Genomic DNA, 20,270 nt, shown 5'->3' on the forward strand with positions numbered 1-20,270 from the left:
CTCAGCGGAAACCACTGTTTAGTTATTTTTCCAAGCCTTCACGACCTCATTGCTCTGGTACTTTTTCAGAACCATCACAGTAACACACGAAAGAACAGCAAGAATCAATAATTTCTTCATTATTGCCTTTCATAGTGTGGAGTGGGCGTACCAAGAATCGAACTTGGGACCTCTTCGTTATCAGCGAAGCGCTCTAACCGTCTGAGCTATACGCCCTCCCTCTGCGGAATTTCTTCCGTAGAACGAGATATAACTATACAGGTGTTTGAAGGTAACACCAAATCGAAAAAGCATGTTCTGTATCACACTTTAATATTGGGGGTTCCCGAGCATACAGAGCGGGGCATGCAAAACGGGCGGCACCACCTCCATCCAGAGGGGCACCGCCCGCACACAAGCTCAAAAAGCTACAAACTAGGACTCATCGCTCAGAGTCAAGGTCACGCCACCAACCAGCTTCGCAGCCAGGTTGTACAGAATCGCGCCAATCATACCCAGCAGAGTAAAGACCACAGTGTTGACCACAGCAAAAATAGTAGTCACCAAAGCAACCTGACCCAGCGAAATCATCTGCGAAATATCCACAGTGGTCGAACCGGTACCCAGAGAGCTAATCAGCTGGTTCACACCGGTAAACGCGCCAGAAGCCTGCAGGAACAGCCACAGAATCACCGACGCCACGACGGTCACAATACCCAGGGCAATAGACAGCAGGAAGATCAGCTTAGCCACCGACCACGTATCAACCTTCTGAACCACCAGACGCGCACGACGAATCTTCGAACGCGGCGCCGGACGCACCAGCTGACGGCGCGAACCAGTAGGACGCTTAGCATTCACAGGGCGCTTACCGGCAGGACGCTTAGCGGTACCGCCAGGACGGGCCTGGCCCGAACGTGCCTGAGCCGGGCGACGCGCGCCAGCCTTAGCCGCACCCGAAGACTTAGATGCACCAGCCGACGCCGAACGCTGTGCCGACGCAGGAGAGGAGCTCGCGGGAGTGCTGCTCATTAGTTACCTCCAGTAGCGGTGAGATCGGCAGCCGCCGCTTCACCCTCGTTGTCCGAACCGGGCGCCTCAGAAGACTCCGAAGCCTCGGTGTTCTCAGTGGTTTCATCGTCGCTATCATCCAGCTGACGATCCTGGTTGCGTGCAACACCAATAATAGAATCGCCCTTACCGGGCTTTGCAAAGATAACACCCATAGTATCGCGTCCCTTCGCAGGAACCTCATTCACGTTCGAACGAACGACCTTGCCGCTGGCCATAACCACCAGCACCTCGTCCTCTTCGTCCACAATGAGGCCACCCACCAGGGCGCCACGATCCTCAACTAGCTTAGCAACCTTAATACCGAAACCGTTACGGCCCTGCACGCGGTACTCATCCACGCTCGTACGCTTCGCGTAACCACCCTCAGTGACCACGAAGACGAAGGAGCCCTCAGTAACCACGTTCGCAGAAATCAGCTCATCGCCGTCACGGAACTTCATACCGGTCACACCCGAGGTCGAACGGCCCATCGGGCGCAGCGACGCATCATCAGCGTGGAAGCGCAACGACATACCGTTACGCGACACCAGCAGAATATCGTCCTTCGCCGAGACAGTGAACGCCGAAACAACCTCATCGCCCTCACGCAGGTTAATCGCAATCAGGCCGGCAGTACGGTTCGTATCGTAATCGCTCAGGCGGCTCTTCTTCACCATACCGCCGCGAGTAGCAAGCACCAGGTACTCAGCATCCTTGTAGCTCTTCAGCTCCATGACCTGAGCAATATGCTCACCGCCCTGGAACTCCAGCAGGTTCGCAATATGCTGACCCTTCGCATCGCGGCCAGCTTCCTGCAGCTCGTAACCCTTCGCACGGTACACGCGGCCCAGGTTCGTGAAGAACAGAATCCAGCTGTGCGTGGTCGTCACAAAGAAGTGCTCCACCACGTCATCGCCGCGCAGGGAGGCACCCTTAATGCCCTTACCGCCGCGGTGCTGGCTACGGTACTGATCACTGCGGGTGCGCTTAATGTAGCCGCCGCGAGTAATCGTCACCACGACCTCCTCCTCGGGGATGAGGTCTTCCATCGACATGTCGCCGTTGTAGCCGTACATAATCTGGGTGCGACGCTCATCGCCGTAGCGGTTCACAATCTCGCCCAGCTCCTCAGAGATAATCTCGCGCTGGCGAGTCTCCGAAGCAATAATCGCGTTGTACTCAGCAATCATGCGCATCAGCTCATCGTGGCGATCCTGAATCTTCTGACGCTCCAGAGCAGCCAGACGACGCAGCTGCATATTCAGAATTGCCTGAGCCTGAGCCTCATCAATCTGCAGGAACTCCATCAGGCCGCTACGCGCCTCATCAGCGGTGGGGGAGCGGCGAATCAGGGCAATAACCTCATCCAGAGCATCCAGGGCCTTGAGCAGGCCGCGCAGGATGTGCGCCTCTTCCTCCGCCTGGCGCAGACGGTAGCGGGTACGGCGGACGATAACATCCAGCTGGTGGTTGACCCAGTGGCGCACGAAAGCGTCCAGGGACAGGGTGCGGGGCACGCCGTCCACGATGGCCAGCATGTTCGCGGAGAAGTTCTCCTGCAGCTGGGTGTGCTTGTACAGGTTGTTCAGCACAACCTTCGGGGAAGCATCACGCTTGAGCACAATCACCAGGCGCTGACCGGTACGACCCGAAGTCTCGTCGCGCAGGTCGGCGATACCGGTGACCTTGCCGTCCTTGATGAGCTCGGCAATCTTGATGGCCAGGTTATCCGGGTTTGCCTGGTAGGGCAGCTCGGTGACGACCAGGCAGGTGCGTCCGTGGATTTCTTCGACGTTGACCACGGCACGCATGGTAATCGAACCACGGCCGGTGCGGTACGCATCCTCGATGCCCTTGGTGCCCAGAATCTGCGCACCGGTCGGGAAGTCCGGGCCCGTAATGCGAGCCATCAGAGCGTTCAGCAGCTCCTCATTGGTAGCGTGCGGGTTCTTCAGGAACCACTCCACACCCTCAGCAACCTCACGCAGGTTGTGCGGCGGAATATTGGTCGCCATACCCACAGCAATACCCGAAGAACCGTTGACCAGCAGATTCGGGATGCGCGCGGGCAGAACGGTCGGCTCCAGGGACTTGCCGTCGTAGTTCGGCTGGAAATCAACGGTGTCCTCGTTGATGTCGCGCACCATCTCCAAGGCGATGGGTGCCATCTTGGTCTCGGTGTATCGAGGTGCTGCGGCACCGTCGTTACCGGGAGAACCGAAGTTACCCTGACCCAGCGCCAGCGGGTAACGCATAATCCAGCTCTGAATCAGACGCACCAGAGTGCCGTAGATAGCGCTATCACCGTGGGGGTGGAACTGACCCATCACGTCGCCGACCACGCGGGCGCACTTGTTGAAGGCGCGATCCGGGCGGTAGCCACCGTCGTACATCGCGTAGATCACGCGGCGGTGCACGGGCTTGAGGCCGTCACGCACATCCGGCAGGGCGCGGCCAATAATAACCGCCATTGCGTAGTCCAGGTAGGAACGCTGCATCTCAGTCTGCAGGTCCACCTGTTCAATGTGACCGTGGTGGTCTACATTTTCAGCGCCACCGTTGCTGACTACGTCAACCTCAGTGGATTTATTCTGCTGTTCTTCGCTCATTACTTTCTCATTCCTCAATGACTCGCTCGGCTATATAGCTCACTTGGCATATTCCCCATAGGGTATATGCCGTTTCGTGCTAGATATCGAGGAATCGAATGTCCTTTGCGTTCTGCTGGATAAACTCACGACGAGCCTCAACGTCCTCACCCATCAGAACAGAGAAGATCTGGTCAGCCGCTGCCGCATCCTCCATCTTCACCTGAAGCAGGGTACGACGAGCCGGGTCCATGGTGGTGTCCCACAGCTCGGTGTAGTCCATCTCGCCCAGACCCTTGTAGCGCTGAATGCCGTTCTCCTTGGGCAGACGCAGGTTCTTCGCCGCACCACGAGCCAGAGCCTCATCACGCTCAGCGTCCGAGTACACATAATCGTGCGGAGCGTTCGACCACTTGATGCGGTACAGCGGCGGCTGAGCCAGGTACACGTAACCAGCCTCAATCAGCGGACGCATGAAGCGGAAGAGCAGGGTCAGCAGCAGGGTCGTAATGTGCTGGCCGTCGACATCCGCATCCGCCATCAGAACAATCTTGTGGTAGCGTGCCTTCTCAATATCGAAGTCGTCACCAATGCCGGTACCGAAGGCGGTAATCATCGCCTGAATCTCGGCATTGGAGAGAGCACGGTCCAGGCGAGCACGCTCAACGTTCAGGATCTTACCGCGCAGCGGCAGAATAGCCTGAGTATTCGGGTCACGACCCTGCACCGCCGAACCGCCCGCAGAGTCACCCTCCACCAGGTAAATCTCAGAGATCGACGGATCCTTCGAGGAGCAGTCCTTGAGCTTACCAGGCATGGAGCTGGTCTCCAGCAGGCCCTTACGGCGGGTGGTCTCACGAGCCTTACGGGCTGCAATACGCGCCTGAGCGGCGGTGATTGCGCGGCGAACAATGTCCTTCGCCACCGCGGGGTTACGGCCGAACCAGTCGCTGAGGTGATCGTTCACCTCACGCTGGGTGAAGGACTTCGCCTCCGAGTTGCCCAGTTTGGTCTTGGTCTGGCCTTCGAACTGCGGCTCAGAAATCTTAATCGAAATGACCGCGGTCAGGCCCTCACGCACGTCTTCACCGGTGAGGTTATCGTCCTTATCGCGTAGCAGCTTGTTCTCACGCGCGTAACGGTTCACCAGGGAGGTCAGAGCGGCGCGGAAACCCTCTTCGTGGGTACCACCCTCGTGGGTGTTAATCGTGTTCGCGTACGAGTAGACGGACTCCTTGTACGCACCGGTCCACTGCATTGCCACTTCCAGGCTCATGTTGCGGTCGGTATCTTCGGACTCGAAGGAGACGATCTCCTCGTTCACAATGGTCTTCGCGCCAGCGTTGAGGAAGTGCACGTAGTCGAACAGGCCGTTGTCGTAACGGTAGGTGACGGTCGTGAAACCCTCAGCGTTCGCGTGCACGCGGTTGAGGATGTTTTCCTTCTTCTCGCTCTCTTCAGCAACCTCGTCACCGACGAACTTCTCGCGCTCATCGGTCAGGGTGATGGTCAGGCCCTTGTTCAGGAACGCCATCTGCTGGAAACGGGCGCGCAGAGTCTCAAAGTCGAACTCGACGGTCTCGAAAATCTCGGGGTCCGGGTAGAAAGTCTGGATAGTGCCGGTCTTATCGGACGGCTCACCCTTGCGCAGGGGACCATCCGGCACGCCACCGTTGGAGAAGGAAATATGCCATGCGTAGCCCTGGCGGTGCACCTCGGTAATCACGCGGGTAGACAGCGCGTTCACCACGGAGATACCCACGCCGTGCAGACCACCGGAAACGGAGTAGCCGCCGCCGCCAAACTTACCGCCAGCGTGCAACACGGTCATAACGACCTCAACAGTGGACTTGTGCTCGGTGGGGTGCTCATCCACGGGAATACCGCGGCCGTCGTCCTCTACGCGAACACCGCCATCAGCCTGAATGGTCACGTCAATCTTGGAGGCGTAACCGGCGAGCGCTTCGTCGACCGAGTTATCTACGACCTCGTAGACCAGGTGGTGCAGACCGCGCTCAGTGGTCGAGCCAATGTACATGCCGGGGCGCTTGCGAACCGCTTCCAGACCTTCCAGCACGGTAATATCGGATGCACCGTATTCATGCTGCTGTTCAGATGCATTCTGTTCAGATGCCACGAGGCAGAACTCCTTGAGTAGATGATGCAACCGGCGAAGAAAAGTTGCGGGCAGCCAAGAACGGAGCCTAGAACGCCTCACAGGGGGCACAAGAAAGTGCCTGCACAACCCGCGTTGCCGGTGGTGCCCATAGGTGGGCACACTTTACGCATTGTCTCTTTTATTTTACCGAGCAAGAGAGCATAAAACCATCTACGGGCGTCATTTATTGAGCTTTTTGAGGGCTATCACCCGCTCAAAAGCCCGCAAAGGCGGTTTAGAGTGGTTCAACCCCCTCTTGAGGTAGGGGGTACAGTTCACAGCCTCGTGGGGGTTGCCGGCGCTTCTATAGCTTTCATACCGTGCAGAAAAAGGCTTATTTTGACCTAACACCGTTCAATCAGAAGGTGAACGAGCACCAGAGGCACTCAGAAGGCTACCCATAGGTGTCGCGCACACCGCGCATGCCGGTGGCACGCCGATAGCCTCGCTGATTCCAGCGTCCGTTGTTCGGACCCAGCACGCGAACCTGAGCCACGACACCATCACCCAGTTCACGGCGGAAAAGTTCGATGAGGTGTCCGTGCATCAGGCGCAGCTGAGTCGTCCAGGCGGTAGAGTCGCACTGGACTTCAACAATGGAGTTTTCGAAGCTGATGGGGCGGGTGTGCGCCGCAATTTCAGGGCCCACGAGCTCAGCCCAGCGAGCCAGCACGCTAGAGACTGCCACGGGCTCTTTCCAGCCGCGAGAACGAATCAGGGCACTGACGATGCCACCGAGGGGTTTGGGGTCGCGAGAGCTCTCTCCTGGGCCGCTATAGCCACCCATGATTCGAGGGTCCCACCCCTGCGCTCGCCGGGATTTCTTCTTCGAGGCGGTTCCAGACATGACCGCACCAAAATCGCGCATGATTTTATTCGCAGAGAAGGCATTCAGGGGCGCCTCGCCGCGTTCTTGAGCCGCCACTCGCATACGGGTCAGTAGGGCGGAGGGGGCGTCCACCTCGTCACGGTAGAACTCACCCACGCCGTCAACCTCGTACGGGTTTTGAGGCTCCGCAAACTGCGGTTCCGCGAATTCACCGAATGTTTCACGTGAAACATGGTTTTGAGGGCGGACGGGGTTACTCATTGCCGTCACCCTCCGCGAGTGCAGAAACGGTCGAGTTCGACTGCCCCGCAGAGTCAGTGACAGAGTCGGTGGCAGGACCAGCGGCAGGCTGCACATACTCGGCGTGCCCCGCCGTCACCGACACCAGGCGGTAGTCGCCCAGCTCCTCCGGAATATCGCTGAGCACCGCACAGGTAATCAGTACCTGCTCCGCGTCGGCAACCATCGCACCCAGGCGGTGGCGGCGCGCAGAATCAAGCTCCGCAAACACATCATCAAGAATCAGAATCGGCGAAGAACCCGCCGAGGAATCATCCTCAACATGCACAAACCAGGACGCCAGTTTCAGCGCCAGCGCAAAAGACCAGCTCTCGCCGTGCGAGGCAAAATGCTTCACCGGCATACCACCGAGCAGCAGGGTAATATCCTCACGATGCGGACCCACCAGGGTCACGCCGCGCTCAATCTCATCGCGCCGACGCTCCGCAAAACCGCGCATCAAAGCCTCCTTGAGGTCCTCAATGCGCATCAGCGCCGCATGCTCGATAGAGCGTTCACCCATGCTCGAAAAAACAGTCGACTCATAGTTGAAACCGACCTCTTTAGAGCCGTCCGTCAGCCCCGCGTAGGCGCGGCGAAGCTGCGGCAAAAAGCGCTGCAACAGACGGAAACGCGCAGAAAGCAGCTGAGCGCCCAGGGTCGACAGTTGCTCATCCCAGACCGACAGGGTACTCAAAGCGTTCTCGTCCCGCGCCTTACGCTGCATGGATTTCAACAACGAATTACGTTGCCGCAAAATCCGCTCATACTCGCTACGGTACCCGGAGACCACCGGACGCAAAGAGCTGGCCAAATCATCCACAAAACGACGACGACCGGCGGGATCCCCCTTCACCAGTTGCAGATCCTCCGGGGAAAACAGCACCGTGCGGGCAATGCCCAGCGCCTCCTTGGCGCGCACTGGCGCGGCACGATTAATGCGCACCCGATTACTCTGCCCCGGAGCAATCTCAAACTCGGTCACTGTCTGCTGCGAACCGCGCACCGTACGGGTGCGAATATAGGCGCGCGAAGCACCCGCTCGAACCAGCGGCCCGTCATGGCTCACACGGTGCGAAGAGAGCGACGCCGCATAGTCGATTGCCTCAACAATATTGGTTTTCCCCACACCATTAGAGCCCAGAAACACCGTAACTCCCGCCGAAAGAGGCAGGCTCAGCAGGGCGTAGGTACGGTAATCCAACAACGAAATATGGTCAATATACACCGGTGCGGCTCCTTTCGTGCGGTTCGGTTGGGGGTGGGTACGGGCGGGCAGAAAGCACAGCCCCGCGGGCTTCCTTGGGTAGAACCTTGGGAGGCGCGCGGGGCGGCTAGCTACTAGTTCGAGGGCAGACGAACCGGCATCAGCAGGTAACGGTAGTTGCGGTCGTCCTCAGCCAGCGGCTCGTCCTGACCGGAAATCACGGCGGGCTTCGGCGCATCGGTGAAGGAGAAACGCACGAACTCGGTACCGAACACCTTCAAACCATCCGACAGGTATGCGGGGTTGTACGCAACAGTGATGTCTTCACCGGACAGGTGCGCCTGTAGGGTCTCGGAAGCCTGAGCCTCATCACCGCGGCCGGCGTCAATAGCGACCGAACCCTGGGTGAACTTCAGGCGCAGGGGAGTGTTACGTTCCGCCACGAGGGAGATACGGCGAGCTGCCTCAGCCAAGTCGGAGGTGCGAACCACCGCGTGAATCGGGGTCTGGTCGGGGAACAGGGCACGGATGTTGGGGTAGTCGCCGTCCATCAGAACGCTGGTGGTGCGACGGGTGCCAGCGGCGAAGCCAATCAGCTCACCTGCGGCGGGCAGAGCAATAGACAGCTCACCGGAACCGGAGAGGGTGCTACCCACCTCAGAGACGGTCTTAGCCTTCAGCAGCACAGCCGCCTGAACCTCGGGGTTGACCGGGTTCCACTTGATCTCGCGCATAGCCAGGCGGTAGCGGTCGGTGGCGAGCAGGGTCATGGTGTCACCGTTGATTTCCACGCGGATACCGGTCAGCAGCGGCAGGGTCTCGTCCTTGGACACCGCAATCTGAACCTGCTTGACGGCCTCAGCGAATTCGGCGCCGTCCACGGTACCGGAAATTTCGGGCAGTTCGGGAAGCTCGGGGTAATCCACGACCGGCATGCCAGCCAGCTGGAAGTTAGCGGAACGGCAGTGAATACGAATCACGGACTCATCTGCGGTGAACTCGACAGGTGCGTTCGGCAGGGAGCGGCAAATTTCAGCCAGAATCTTGCCGGGAACCAGGCAAATGCCTTCTGATTCAACGTCAGCTGCGATGACCTGGCGGGCGCTGGTCTCGTGATCGAAGCTTGCGATGCTGACCTCACCTGCGGAGGCGGTAATCAGCAGACCGTTGAGTACGGGGGAGGTGGGACGCAGCGGAAGTGAGCGTGCCGTCCAGCCGACTGCTTCGGCAAGGACATCGCGTTCAACGGTGAATTTCATCGAGAAGGCGCCTTTCACGGAATTGGAGAGTCATTTTGGGGCGCACGTAAAGCTTATGGGCGAAAGAGCCGGAAATATCGCGTGCTCTGGTGCGCAGTACATCTTCCCGCGCGCGCGTCTATCCATCCTACCGGATTTTGTAATTACACAGAGACACAGAGGTCGCTCCTGCAGCGAAAAATCGGGTGAGATGAGGCATGTAGGGCTGCTGTATTTTTGTAATTACAAAGATAGGCGGAAGGTGCATCAAATCCAGTCGAAAACAGGTTCGAATTAGGTGATGGTTCGGTGTTGGTTTCTTCTTCAAACCCAACCCTCACATCCAACCCCAGAGATAGCGTGCAGCTATCGATCCAAATCCGCGAAAATCTACATTTTCAGTAGGGGCACACAGAAAAATCTGAACCAGCTCGGTTGGTCGAGCAGAACTACTTGTTATGGGGAGGATTTTTTCTTTAAGTACAGTAGTATTGTTAACGCTTGTGGAAACGGTGGAAAACCCCTTCCTTGCCTGCAATGACACGGAAGTAGCCTGTGGACATTAAGTGGAAGAAACCACTCAATGCTGAGGATGCATTGTGTATGGATATTTATACATTTCCTCAATTCCACACCTTTTGAATATTCATGCACTTAACATCCACACGAACGCATGAGTTAAAGCACAGCTTATCCACACCCCAAAAATCTAGCTTTCAGAGTCGCTAAAATCTTGGATCCAGCGTGAAGCCCCTGCCCCGAAGCCTATAAAACACCTAGTCGAGGCACAAAATAAGCTACGGGACAGGAATAAAAGCACATCTAGCCGGCGGCGCGCTGCTCCTGGCGAATCAAATTCGTCAGCTCAGTCACCTGATTGAAAATCGTTTGACGCTCCGCCATCTGTGCGCTCACCTTACGCACCGCGTGCATCACCGTCGTATGGTCGCGGCCGCCCAAATCGTTACCAATACGCGGCAGGGACATCTCGGTCAGCTCACGCAGAAGATACATCGCCACCTGACGCGCATTCGTGAGCGTACGGGTGCGAGACTTCGACTGCATATCCTCAATGGACACATCAAAATACTTCGCCACCGTCGCCAAAACCAGCGCCGACGTAATCTCCGCACCACCGGTATCAGAGAGCAAATCCTTCAGATAGGTCTCAGCCTCAGCCAGGGTAATGGGCTCCGGCGGCTTCTTCATCGAGGCGGCAGCGCTCGCACGAATCAGAGCGCCCTCCAACTCGCGAATATTGGCCGTGACATGGGAAGCAATGTACTCCATGACATCATCGCGCACCGGCAAAATCTCGTTCTGAGCCTTCTTCCGCAGAATCGCGATACGAGTCTCCAGCTCCGGAGGCTGCACATCCACATTCAGGCCCGAGCCGAAACGCGAACGCATACGCTCAGCGAAACCGGTCAACTGCTTCGGCGGCAAATCAGAGGTAATCACGATCTGCTTCTGGTGGTTGTACAGGGCGTTAAACGTATGGAAGAACTCCTCCATCGTCGCCTCTTTACCCGCCAAAAACTGGATATCGTCAATCAGAAGAACGTCAACATTGCGGTAAATCTGCTTGAACGACGAACCCTCATCGTCACGAATCGAGTTAATGAAGTCATTCGTGAACTCCTCAGAATTCACGTAGCGCACCCGCAAATTCGGGTACAGATACTTGGTGTAGTGGCCGATCGCGTGCAGCAGGTGGGTCTTACCCAGACCCGAACCGCCGTAGATGAACAGCGGGTTGTAGACAATACCGGGCTGCTCCGCCACCGCGAAAGCGCTTGCGTGCGCAAAGCGGTTGGACTGACCAATCACGAAGGTGTCGAAGGTATAGTTCGGGTTCAGTCGGGCCGAGCTATCCCAAGTCGGCGCGTTTTCCGGGTCTTCATGCGGATGCACCTGCTGAGCCTCCGGTACCGCCGGGGCGTCCGGAACGAAAGTGGGTGCCGGGTACTCGCGAGGCGCCGGCGCACCCGCAACAGGAGCAGTCGACTGCTGCGCGGAGGGGAATCCGGCACGCTCCGCCTCCAAAGCCTGCAGGGAGGGGCGGGTGACCTGCTCATCAGCGGGTACCTCGTAGTGGTCAGGGCCCGGATGCGGCTCAGTGTAGTACTCAAAAGCGCGCGAACCGGCGGGCGCCTCAGGATGCACAGAAGCCGCCGCTACCGAAGGGGCGGGCTGGTGCTCGACAGGAACCTCACGCTCACCATGGAAAACGTCCTGACTTGCAGGTTCAACCGGAATCATCGACTCATTCACATCAAAAAGCGCGGTAGTCGACGGGCCAAACGCCTCGTGCAGAGCCGCACGGAACGAAGCACTAATCTGCTCCTCAAAGACCGCACGGGTGAGCTTATTCGGAACCTCAATGATCAGGCGAGAAGAACCCATCAATCCCTGAGGCTGCGCAAGATTCACGAAACCGCGCTGACGTGCCGTCACCGCCGGATCGGCGGCAAGAATGGAGAGCAGATGCGCCCAGCGCGCCTGAAGGGAGTCGGTCATGGAATTCTTTACTTTCACTCGATGTGAAGCGGTGGTGCAGTAAAGAAATCATGCCGGAAACCACCGCGAGGTCATTAAGATTCTACCCGCTTAATACACAGGGGGAGAAAGTTATCCACAAGAGTTTTCCACACAGTGGAAAACCTGTAATTACAGAAGTGGATAAGCGGTGGATTTAAGTGTATAACAGGTCTTCTTCCCTGATATTTAGCGGAAAACTCCAAAAGCTCAAGGGTGTGGATAACTCGCTGATAGTAGGAGGTATGGGTGGGATATGCACCGTGGTGGATACCGTACCGCCGCAAATATCCCCAGGTTTACGCCCCGTGAGCACGTAGCGTCTCCACAGCCTGTACACCCGCCGCAATCACCGCCTCCACACCACAAACGAGCCCGGAATCACGCGGAAAAAAGCGTTAAGAACTTGATTTACGCCCTCCACTCTTCTAAAGTTGTGCTGTTGTGTGTGCACCGCCTACTGCGAATAGTCGCGGTACCTCCGTGCACCAAGAAGCGTACGGTTCCGATACCCGTGAGGGCACGAACCGCAAAAATCAAGGAGACAAAGTATGAGCAAGCGTACTTTCCAGCCGAACAACCGCCGTCGCGCCAAGAAGCACGGCTTCCGTCTGCGTATGCGTACCCGTGCAGGCCGCGCGATTCTGTCGAGCCGCCGCGGTAAGGGCCGCGCAAAGCTCTCGGCCTAATCACGGCATATAGTTCGCCCGCCGATGCACACGCATCGGCGGGCGAACTATCATTAAGCGTGAAATACACGCGGAGGTCAGCTCACCACATGAGCCGAATCTCCCACACTACGTAAAGGGGAACACGTGCTGCCTCAACGGCACCGTATGCGCACCAGCGCAGAATTCTCCCACGCCTTCCGTTCCGGCATCCGTACAGGACGTCGGAACATCGTTGTATCTACGGCGAAAAATCCTGGAAAAACAACCCAGGTAGGTTTCATTGTGTCGAAGGCGGTGGGCAACGCAGTCACACGCAATCTGGTCAAGCGCCGGTTGCGTGAACTTGCCGCGTTCACCTGCGCCGCGCATCCGGAAGGCTACGCCATTGCTGTGCGAGCGCTTCCCGCCTCCGCGAGCGCTAGCTGGGATCAGCTGCGTCGCGACTACGAATCGGCGCTCGAGGCCGCTTTCGCTAAGCTCGACCTGACTCAGAGCAAGGAGAAGCCGTGAGTCGTCCCCAGCATGAGCGCTGCGAAGAACGCTTCCACGCGCATCACAGCGGCACCTATAGCGCATCTGCCGAGACTCTGGGCCCCGACGAGCTGCTGGCACTAGCACCTAACGAATTCGTGAGGCCTGAAACTTTCCTGCAGGCACTCTGCGTTCTGCCGCAGAACCTGCTGATTGCATGCATGAAGGCCTACCGCAAGGTCGTCTCCCCCCTCTACGGGGATGTCTGCCGCTACTACCCGACCTGCTCAGCCTACGCCCTGGAGGCGCTGACCACCCACGGTGCGATGGGTGGGCTTTCCCTGACGGTGCGCCGTATTCTGCGGTGTGTTCCCTGGGCGACCGGAGGTATCGACCCAGTCCCGGAGGGGAAGCGTACTTTCGCTCCCGGAGCAGAACCGAAAATTATTCTGCTCAACCACCCCCATCTTTACACCCCTCACACCGGTGGTGACGCCCGCCCTGAGTAGGCGGCGCCTCCCACACAATGACTTAGCCGAGTCCTTAAGGAGTATTCCCGCGTGAATATTTTTGATTTGATTCTTTGGCCGTTTAAATGGATCGTCTCCGTGGTCCTGTGGCTGTTCCACACTCTTTTCACTTCGCTGGGCATGGATCCGGCGTCCGGTATGACCTGGGTTCTGTGCATTATCTTCCTGACTCTGGTGATGCGTACCCTGACCATCCCGCTGTTCGTCAAGCAGATTAAGGCTATGCGCGGCATGACCGCGATGCAGGGCGATATGGCGAAGCTGCAGGAGAAGTACAAGGGCAAGAAGGACCAGCTCTCCCGCCAGGCTATGGCTCAGGAGCAGATGGAAATGTACCGTAAGCACGGTACGAACCCCTTCGCGTCCTGCCTGCCGATTCTGGCTCAGATGCCGATCTTCTTCGGTCTGTACCAGGTGCTGATGGGCGTTCCCACCGCGGCGCAGAGCAATGAGAGCGTGCTCATGCTACCGGCTGATCTGGTGCACCAGTTCAACGACTCCCAGATTTTCGGTGCTCAGCTGTTCGCGACCATGCTGCACCCGGGTGCCGGTGACACCACCGCGACCGTTGTTCAGGCGGTCATCATGATTGTTCTGATGAGTGCGACCCAGTTCTACATTCAGAAGCAGCTGAGTGTGAAGAACATGTCGGAGGCGGCTCTGAACTCTCCGATGTTCCGTCAGCAGCAGATGATCATGTACATCTTCCCGATCATCTTCGCTGTTTCCGGTATTAACTTCCCGCTGGGTGTTATGTACTACTGGACCGTGTCGAACCTGTGGTCGCTGGGTCAGCAGTGGTGGGTTATCCGCAATAACCCGACCCCCGGTTCTCAGGCGGAGCGTGAGCTGAACGCTCGCCGTGCGGCGAAGGGCCTGCCTCCGATTGGTAAGACCCGTGAGCAGCACGAGAAGGATCTGCAGGAGGCTCGTGAGCGTGCCGCTGCGGGTCAGCGTCAGCAGCCGGTCAGCAAGAAGCGCCAGAAGCAGCAGCGCAATAAGCAGAACGGAAAGAAGTAGTTTTCTTCCGTGATTCGGGCCGGGTTCTCGCCACGTGTGGCGCGGGCCCGGCGCCGTGTATGAGATACTTTTTACCCCTAGGACACCCCTCCGAACACCCCGAGGATTATTGTGACTGAAGCTATGGAATATGAGGACGAGCAGCTCGTTGAGGAGCAGCTGGTAGAGGAGCCCCTTGAGGGCGAAGAAGACGATTTTGAGGACATCGACGAGGAAGGCGATATTGCCGCTGATTACCTCGAGGAGCTCCTCGATATTGTCGATATGGACGGCGACATTGATATTGAGGTGCGCAATAACCGCATCTACCTGTCGGTCGTCAATGACGATGATGACAATGAGGAACTGCGCCACCTGGTTGGTCGCCACGGCGAGGTTCTGGAGGCCCTGCAGGAGCTGGTGCGCCTCTCCGTCTTGGCTGGTAACGGCACCCGTTCCCGCCTGATTCTGGACATCGCTGGTTACCGTGCTGAGCGTCGTGAGCAGCTGGAGAAAATTGCTGCTGACGCGATTGAGAAGGTGCGCACTACCGGTCGCGATGAGCACATGAAGCCGCTGAGCCCGTACGAGCGTAAGGTCGTGCACGATGTGGTGGCTGCTGCTGGCTTGTACAGCGAGTCTGAGGGCGAGGGCCCCCGCCGTCACGTGGTGATTTCTCTTCCCGAGGTAGGAGCCTAGTATGGAGACTTTGATGGTTACTCTCAACGAGAGTGAGCGCGCCGCAGCGGAGGCTGTGTTCGGTGAGCGTCTGCCTTTGGCGGAGCGCTACGTGCAGCACCTGGCGACGACCGGTATTGAGCGCGGTCTGATTGGCCCGCGTGAGGTGCCGCGCCTGTGGGCTCGCCACGTGCTGAACTGCGCCGTGGTGCAGGAGTACATCGCGCCGAATGCGTCGGTGGCTGATGTTGGCTCTGGCGCCGGCCTGCCCGGTCTGTGCCTGGCGATTGCCCGCCCGGATTTGAAGCTGACCCTGATTGAGCCTCTGGAGCGCCGCGTGATTTGGCTGAACGAGGTTGTTGAAGATTTGGGGCTGGAGAACGTGACGGTGTTGCGCTCGCGTGCTGAGCAGGCTGTGGGCGCTGTGGAGGCCGATGTGGTGACTGCGCGTGCTGTGTCCGCCCTGGTGGGTCTGCTGGACATCACTCTGCCGATTCTGCGCGGCACCGGTGAGCTGCTGGCTCTGAAGGGTCGTAGCGCCGCGGAGGAGATTACTAAGGCGAAGAAGAAGCTGAACCGTTACGGTGCGCGTGAGACCGAGATTCTCACCGCCGGCGGCGATCTGCTGGAAGAGCCGACGACGGTGGTTCGAGTTCGCCTCTAAAGGTTTCGTCCTGAATGGGCGGTACCGCAATGAGCTAGTGAATAGGCTGGCTTACGCGGTACCGCCCATTTTTTGTGCGCCGGCTTGCCGGATGCGCACAGTAATTGCATCCGTAGAGTACATAGAATGACCTCTCGCGTGGAGTATTGACCTCATGCCGGGTACCCTTAAGGGAGGGTTGAAACCATAGACTCTTCTGCACCATTGCCCAGTAGCTTATTCGTGGAGCTTACGCCCTTCAAAGCTTCTGATGCGGAGGCAATGTTTCACGTGAAACATTGCAGGCGCCATCACCTCGGGAAGTATGTTTCACGTGAAACATATGGAGAATGGGCGACGGTAGGGGAGTGTGGGAGTAGATCCTCCTCGCACGTGAACATTTCAGAACATCACGCCAAGCGAGGCACCAGAAGAAGCATCACCGTAGACACACCACCCGGATTATGGAAGGCACTCGATGACTCCTCAAGCTCAGAAATCTGTTGCAGATTTGCTCCCCAAGCCTGTGCATACGCGTGTCTTCACCGTGTCGAACCAGAAGGGTGGAGTGGGTAAAACCAGTACTGCCGTGAACCTTGCCGCTGCGCTCGCGGAGGCTGGGCTCAACGTCCTGGTCATCGATAACGATCCGCAGGGTAACGCCTCGACCGCACTGGGCATTGAGCACGGCGTGGACGTCCCCAGTGTCTACAATGTCCTGATTGAAGATAAGCCGCTTTCTGAAATCGTTCAGGAATGCCCCGACATGCCTGGCCTGTTCTGCGCCCCCGCTAATATCGACCTTGCGGGTGCGGAGATTGAACTGGTCTCCCTGGTGGCACGCGAGACCCGCCTCAAGAACGCGCTGATGGACTACACCGAGTGGCGCGAGAAGCAGGGCATGGAACGCCTGGATTACGTTTTCATCGACTGCCCGCCGAGCCTCGGCCTGCTGACCGTCAACGCCTTCGTCGCGGCGGAAGAGATTCTAATCCCGATTCAGTGCGAGTACTACGCCCTGGAAGGCCTGAGTCAGCTACTGAAGAATATTCAGATGATTCAGAAGCACCTGAACTCTAAGCTGCGCATCAGCACGATTCTGCTGACCATGTACGATGCCCGTACGAACCTGGCGTTCCAGGTGGCGGAGGAGGTGCGTGAGCACTTCCCAGAGGAGACTCTGAGTGTGAAGATTCCTCGCTCGGTGCGCATCTCTGAGGCCCCCAGCTACCAGCAGACCGTCATCACCTACGACTCGTCGTCGACCGGTGCTCGCGCCTACCGCGAGGCGGCACAGGAACTCTCACGCCGATCTGCATAATCTAAATCTTTTGAATGAGCCCTTTTGAATTGTCTTTCGATGATTCAAAAAGGGCTCATTTTATGCGGTATTTTCTGGGTAAAATCCTCAAAAACAGCCTCATCGCATTAATTTTTGAAAATAGTGCGGATTGCGTACCGCATGGTTTTCACTCCTGCTTTCGGGTGCTTATTTCGTTTACACTAGATGAAGAAGAAAAAATGAGCGGGCTCGTCCGGGAGTCCTAAGGAGTAACGATGGCTGAAAAGCGACGCGGCTTGGGTCGTGGCCTGGGGGCACTGATCCCTCAGAGTACGAAGAATTCTGGTAATGCTGAGGCGAAGGCATCCGAAAATACTGCTGCAGTAAAGACTGCACCCAAGAAGGTCTCTGCTCCGATTGAAGAGCCGATGACTGACGGCCTCTTCGAAATGGCTCACGAGGCTAAGCCGGAGAAGCACCGCAAGAGCACTAAGACCGAGGCTGTAGAAGCTAAGCCTGCTAACCCTGCACCCGCTCAGGAAAAGCCTGCTCCCGCCGAGAAGGTAGAGAAGAAGGCGGAAGCCCCCGCCTCCTCGCAGGATGTTTCACGTGAAACATCGAAGAAGAAGTCCCGTGTGGACATGGGTGCGGCGCTTCGCAACACCACCTTGACCCGTCGCCCGGTGGACTTTTTCTTTGGTGAAGATGTCTCCACCCCGCAGTCTGCATCTGAAGAACAGAACGGCCTGGTTCCGGTTCCCGGTGCCCAGTTTGCCGAGTTGAATGTTCGCGATATCCACCCGAACCGTAAGCAGCCCCGAACCGATTTTGATGAGCAGGACATGGAGGAGCTCATCCACTCGGTGCGTGAGATTGGCGTTCTGCAGCCGATCGTTGTGCGTCCCTCGCGCGAAAACGGCGCCGAAAAGTATGAGCTGGTTATGGGTGAGCGCCGCTGGCGTGCAACCCAGGCGGCTGGTCTGACCACCATCCCCGCGATTGTGCGCGAGACTGAAGATGGCGACCTGCTCCGTGACGCCCTGCTGGAGAACCTGCACCGCAGCCAGCTGAACCCCATTGAAGAGGCGGCGGCATACCAGCAGCTCATGGAGGAGTTCGATACTACTCAGGAGCAGTTGGCTAAGCGCATCGGTCGTTCCCGCCCCCAGATTTCGAACACGATTCGTCTGCTGAAGCTGCCGGCTCTGGTGCAGCGTCGCGTTGCGGCGGGTATCCTCTCCGCCGGTCACGCGCGCGCCCTGCTGGCTCTGACTGACCAGGCTCAGATCGAGACTCTCGCGCAGAAGATTGTGAATGAGGGTCTGTCAGTTCGTGCAACCGAGGAGCTGGTGAACCACGCATCCGGCGCTGCAGAGGTGAAGGAGCGTAAGGCTCCTCAGCCTCAGAAGCACCGTGAGCGCCTGGACTATATTGCGGAGGCTTTCGCGGATAAGCTCGATACCTCGGTGAAAATTTCGCTGGGTGCCCGCAAGGGTAAGATGACCATCGAGTTTGCGAATGTCGAGGATTTGAATCGCATTATCCGTGTTCTGGATTCTGATTTCTCTGGCTAGAACCCGGGTTAGAATTTCAGGTTAAACAATATTTCGCAACTGAATTCAGTTGAATATATAGAAAACCCTCGGTGATGTTTCACGTGAAACATCACCGAGGGTTTTCTATAGCCTCTCGAAAGATTAGCCCAGGTGCTCGGAGAACTCAGCCAGCAGAGCGGACTTGGTCTTGGCGCCTACGGTCTTCTTGACGACCTCGCCACCCTTGAAAAGGTAGATAGCGGGAATGGAGGTAATGCCGTACTTCATGGCGGTATCGCCATTTGCCTCAACATCCACCTTGATCACATCGACCTGACCGGCGTACTCGCCAGCAATCTCGTCAATCACGGGACCAACCATGCGGCAGGGGCCGCACCATTCAGCCCAGAAATCTACGATAACGGGCTTGTCGTTCTTCAGAACCAGTTCGTCGAAGGTGGCGTCAGTTGCCTGCTGTGCACTGCTCACGGAGTGCTCCTTTCTGACACGGGGCGGATTCCCCAGCGAGTAATACGAATAGTTTAGAGGTTTTCGAGGTAGTGCTGCGCGTCCAGAGCGGCAACAGCACCGGAACCGGCAGCGATAATTGCCTGGCGGTAGGTCGGGTCAATCACGTCACCGGCAGCGAAAACGCCGGGAACGGAAGTCTTCGAGGAACGACCTTGAACCGCGATGGTGTGGTTCTCGGTAATCTCCAGCTGATCGCGCACCAGCTCCACGCGAGGATCGGAGCCAATAGCGATGAACAGGCCCTGGACAGCCAGCTGGCGCTCGGAGCCGTCCTTGGTGTTGGTCAGGGTGATCGACTCGAGGTTGCTCTCGCCGTGAACGGCGGTAACAGCCGAATCCCAGACAACCTCAATCTTCGGGTTGTTGAACGCGCGGGTCTGCATGATTTCAGAGGCGCGGAAAGAGTCGCGGCGGTGCACCAGGTATACCTTGGATGCGAAGGTCGTCAGGAACAGTGCCTCCTCCAGTGCGGAGTCGCCGCCGCCGACCACTGCAATTTCCTTGTCCTTGAAGAAGAAGCCATCGCAGGTTGCGCACCAGGAAACGCCGTAACCGGAGAGTCGGTCCTCGCCCTCAATGTTGAGCTTACGCACCTGGGAACCGGTGGTCATGATGACGGTCTTTGCCAGGTGAACGGCACCGTCAGCGGTGTAGACCTTCTTCACGTCGCCGGTGAGCTCGACCTTTTCCACGTCCTGGTAGCGGATGTCCGTGCCGAAGCGCTCAGCCTGCTGGCCGATGTTCTCCATCAGTTCGGGGCCCTGAATGCCCTGAATGAATCCGGGGAAGTTCTCGACCTCGGTGGTGTTCATGAGGGAGCCGCCGGGTGCCAGGGAGCTGGCGAAGAGGACGGGCTTCAGCTCGGCGCGCGCCGCGTAGATTGCTGCGGTGTAGCCGGCGGGGCCGGAGCCCACAATAATGACGTTGTGGACGGTTGCGTCGGCCTCAACCTCGGCTGCCGGTGCCGCCTCGGTGGCGGGTGCGGATGCGAGGTTCAGGTTGCCCAGGGCGGCGCCTCCGAAGAGGCCTCCCAGATTCTCAGTCATCAGATATGTCTTTCG

Annotated in this window: 17 protein-coding genes and 1 tRNA gene; 8 read left to right on the forward strand and 10 right to left on the reverse strand. The window is 57.8% G+C overall.

Annotated elements, in window-relative coordinates; genetic code table 11:
• Positions 1-142: 142 nt before the first annotated feature.
• From AB8C10_RS08045 to dnaA, 8 genes are all read right to left on the reverse strand, one after another.
• Positions 143-216 (reverse strand) — tRNA-Ile (locus AB8C10_RS08045).
• Positions 217-414: 198 nt separating this feature from the next.
• The gene (locus AB8C10_RS08050) at positions 415-1,011 is read right to left on the reverse strand and encodes a DUF3566 domain-containing protein (RefSeq protein ID WP_005508012.1); all 597 of its coding nucleotides are present in this window, start codon (positions 1,009-1,011) and stop codon (positions 415-417) included.
• Positions 1,011-3,641 carry a DNA gyrase subunit A gene (gene gyrA, locus AB8C10_RS08055; RefSeq protein WP_368867428.1) on the reverse strand — a complete coding sequence of 877 codons (2,631 nt, stop codon included), beginning with the start codon at positions 3,639-3,641 and terminating at the stop codon, positions 1,011-1,013. The genes AB8C10_RS08050 and gyrA overlap by 1 nt, the downstream gene beginning before the upstream one ends.
• A gap of 79 nt (positions 3,642-3,720) precedes the next feature.
• Positions 3,721-5,757: a DNA topoisomerase (ATP-hydrolyzing) subunit B gene (gene gyrB, locus AB8C10_RS08060; protein WP_368867429.1), complete on the reverse strand. Its 2,037-nt coding sequence runs from the start codon at positions 5,755-5,757 to the stop codon at positions 3,721-3,723.
• A 415-nt stretch (positions 5,758-6,172) separates the two neighbouring features.
• On the reverse strand, positions 6,173-6,868 hold the full coding sequence (locus tag AB8C10_RS08065; protein WP_368867430.1) for a DUF721 domain-containing protein: 696 nt from the start codon (positions 6,866-6,868) through the stop codon (positions 6,173-6,175).
• On the reverse strand, positions 6,861-8,114 hold the full coding sequence (gene recF, locus AB8C10_RS08070; RefSeq protein ID WP_368867431.1) for a DNA replication/repair protein RecF: 1,254 nt from the start codon (positions 8,112-8,114) through the stop codon (positions 6,861-6,863). Before recF ends, AB8C10_RS08065 begins: the two co-directional genes overlap by 8 nt.
• Positions 8,115-8,227: 113 nt before the next feature.
• Positions 8,228-9,352, reverse strand: a complete 1,125-nt coding sequence (dnaN, locus tag AB8C10_RS08075; RefSeq protein ID WP_368867432.1) for a DNA polymerase III subunit beta — start codon at positions 9,350-9,352, stop codon at positions 8,228-8,230.
• Between the two features lie 801 nt (positions 9,353-10,153).
• A complete protein-coding gene (gene dnaA, locus AB8C10_RS08080; protein ID WP_368867433.1) occupies positions 10,154-11,851 on the reverse strand; it encodes a chromosomal replication initiator protein DnaA in 1,698 nt (565 codons plus the stop codon).
• A gap of 569 nt (positions 11,852-12,420) precedes the next feature.
• Here dnaA and rpmH point away from each other — a divergent pair.
• The 8 genes from rpmH to AB8C10_RS08120 all read left to right on the forward strand — a co-directional run bounded on the left by rpmH (position 12,421) and on the right by AB8C10_RS08120 (position 18,717).
• Positions 12,421-12,558 carry a 50S ribosomal protein L34 gene (rpmH, locus tag AB8C10_RS08085; RefSeq protein ID WP_005504094.1) on the forward strand — a complete coding sequence of 46 codons (138 nt, stop codon included), beginning with the start codon at positions 12,421-12,423 and terminating at the stop codon, positions 12,556-12,558.
• Positions 12,559-12,684: 126 nt separating this feature from the next.
• Positions 12,685-13,050, forward strand: a complete 366-nt coding sequence (rnpA, locus tag AB8C10_RS08090; RefSeq protein WP_368867434.1) for a ribonuclease P protein component — start codon at positions 12,685-12,687, stop codon at positions 13,048-13,050.
• Positions 13,047-13,520: a membrane protein insertion efficiency factor YidD gene (yidD, locus tag AB8C10_RS08095; RefSeq protein ID WP_368867435.1), complete on the forward strand. Its 474-nt coding sequence runs from the start codon at positions 13,047-13,049 to the stop codon at positions 13,518-13,520. The genes rnpA and yidD overlap by 4 nt, the downstream gene beginning before the upstream one ends.
• Before the next feature lie 51 nt (positions 13,521-13,571).
• Positions 13,572-14,561 carry a membrane protein insertase YidC gene (yidC, locus tag AB8C10_RS08100; protein ID WP_368867436.1) on the forward strand — a complete coding sequence of 330 codons (990 nt, stop codon included), beginning with the start codon at positions 13,572-13,574 and terminating at the stop codon, positions 14,559-14,561.
• Positions 14,562-14,672: 111 nt separating this feature from the next.
• Positions 14,673-15,239, forward strand: coding sequence for a Jag family protein (locus tag AB8C10_RS08105; RefSeq protein ID WP_049349950.1), 567 nt, complete (start codon positions 14,673-14,675; stop codon positions 15,237-15,239).
• A 1-nt stretch (position 15,240) separates the two neighbouring features.
• Positions 15,241-15,882, forward strand: a complete 642-nt coding sequence (gene rsmG / locus AB8C10_RS08110; RefSeq protein WP_080976690.1) for a 16S rRNA (guanine(527)-N(7))-methyltransferase RsmG — start codon at positions 15,241-15,243, stop codon at positions 15,880-15,882.
• 457 nt (positions 15,883-16,339) lie between these two features.
• Positions 16,340-17,182, forward strand: coding sequence for a ParA family protein (locus AB8C10_RS08115; RefSeq protein WP_049349949.1), 843 nt, complete (start codon positions 16,340-16,342; stop codon positions 17,180-17,182).
• 236 nt (positions 17,183-17,418) lie between these two features.
• Positions 17,419-18,717 carry a ParB/RepB/Spo0J family partition protein gene (locus tag AB8C10_RS08120; RefSeq protein ID WP_368867437.1) on the forward strand — a complete coding sequence of 433 codons (1,299 nt, stop codon included), beginning with the start codon at positions 17,419-17,421 and terminating at the stop codon, positions 18,715-18,717.
• A 123-nt stretch (positions 18,718-18,840) separates the two neighbouring features.
• On the opposite strand, the gene trxA is transcribed toward AB8C10_RS08120, so the two are convergent.
• Together trxA and trxB are read right to left on the reverse strand one after the other, a co-directional pair.
• A complete protein-coding gene (gene trxA / locus AB8C10_RS08125) occupies positions 18,841-19,167 on the reverse strand; it encodes a thioredoxin (RefSeq protein WP_070832511.1) in 327 nt (108 codons plus the stop codon).
• 53 nt (positions 19,168-19,220) lie between these two features.
• Entirely contained in the window at positions 19,221-20,255 is a 1,035-nt protein-coding gene (gene trxB, locus AB8C10_RS08130) for a thioredoxin-disulfide reductase (protein WP_311448642.1), read from the reverse strand.
• Positions 20,256-20,270 lie beyond the last annotated feature (15 nt).

The organism is Rothia mucilaginosa (assembly GCF_964210535.1).
Lineage (GTDB): Bacteria > Actinomycetota > Actinomycetes > Actinomycetales > Micrococcaceae > Rothia > Rothia mucilaginosa_F.

Coding starts and splice junctions, on each gene's coding strand:
- gyrA (WP_368867428.1), bottom strand. CDS start 3,641: ATGAGCGAAGAACAGCAGAATAAATCCACTGAGGTTGACGTAGTCAGC.
- dnaA (WP_368867433.1), bottom strand. CDS start 11,851: ATGACCGACTCCCTTCAGGCGCGCTGGGCGCATCTGCTCTCCATTCTT.
- trxB (WP_311448642.1), bottom strand. CDS start 20,255: ATGACTGAGAATCTGGGAGGCCTCTTCGGAGGCGCCGCCCTGGGCAAC.
- AB8C10_RS08120 (WP_368867437.1), top strand. CDS start 17,419: ATGGCTGAAAAGCGACGCGGCTTGGGTCGTGGCCTGGGGGCACTGATC.
- rsmG (WP_080976690.1), top strand. CDS start 15,241: ATGGAGACTTTGATGGTTACTCTCAACGAGAGTGAGCGCGCCGCAGCG.
- AB8C10_RS08115 (WP_049349949.1), top strand. CDS start 16,340: ATGACTCCTCAAGCTCAGAAATCTGTTGCAGATTTGCTCCCCAAGCCT.
- rpmH (WP_005504094.1), top strand. CDS start 12,421: ATGAGCAAGCGTACTTTCCAGCCGAACAACCGCCGTCGCGCCAAGAAG.
- dnaN (WP_368867432.1), bottom strand. CDS start 9,352: ATGAAATTCACCGTTGAACGCGATGTCCTTGCCGAAGCAGTCGGCTGG.
- AB8C10_RS08065 (WP_368867430.1), bottom strand. CDS start 6,868: ATGAGTAACCCCGTCCGCCCTCAAAACCATGTTTCACGTGAAACATTC.
- AB8C10_RS08050 (WP_005508012.1), bottom strand. CDS start 1,011: ATGAGCAGCACTCCCGCGAGCTCCTCTCCTGCGTCGGCACAGCGTTCG.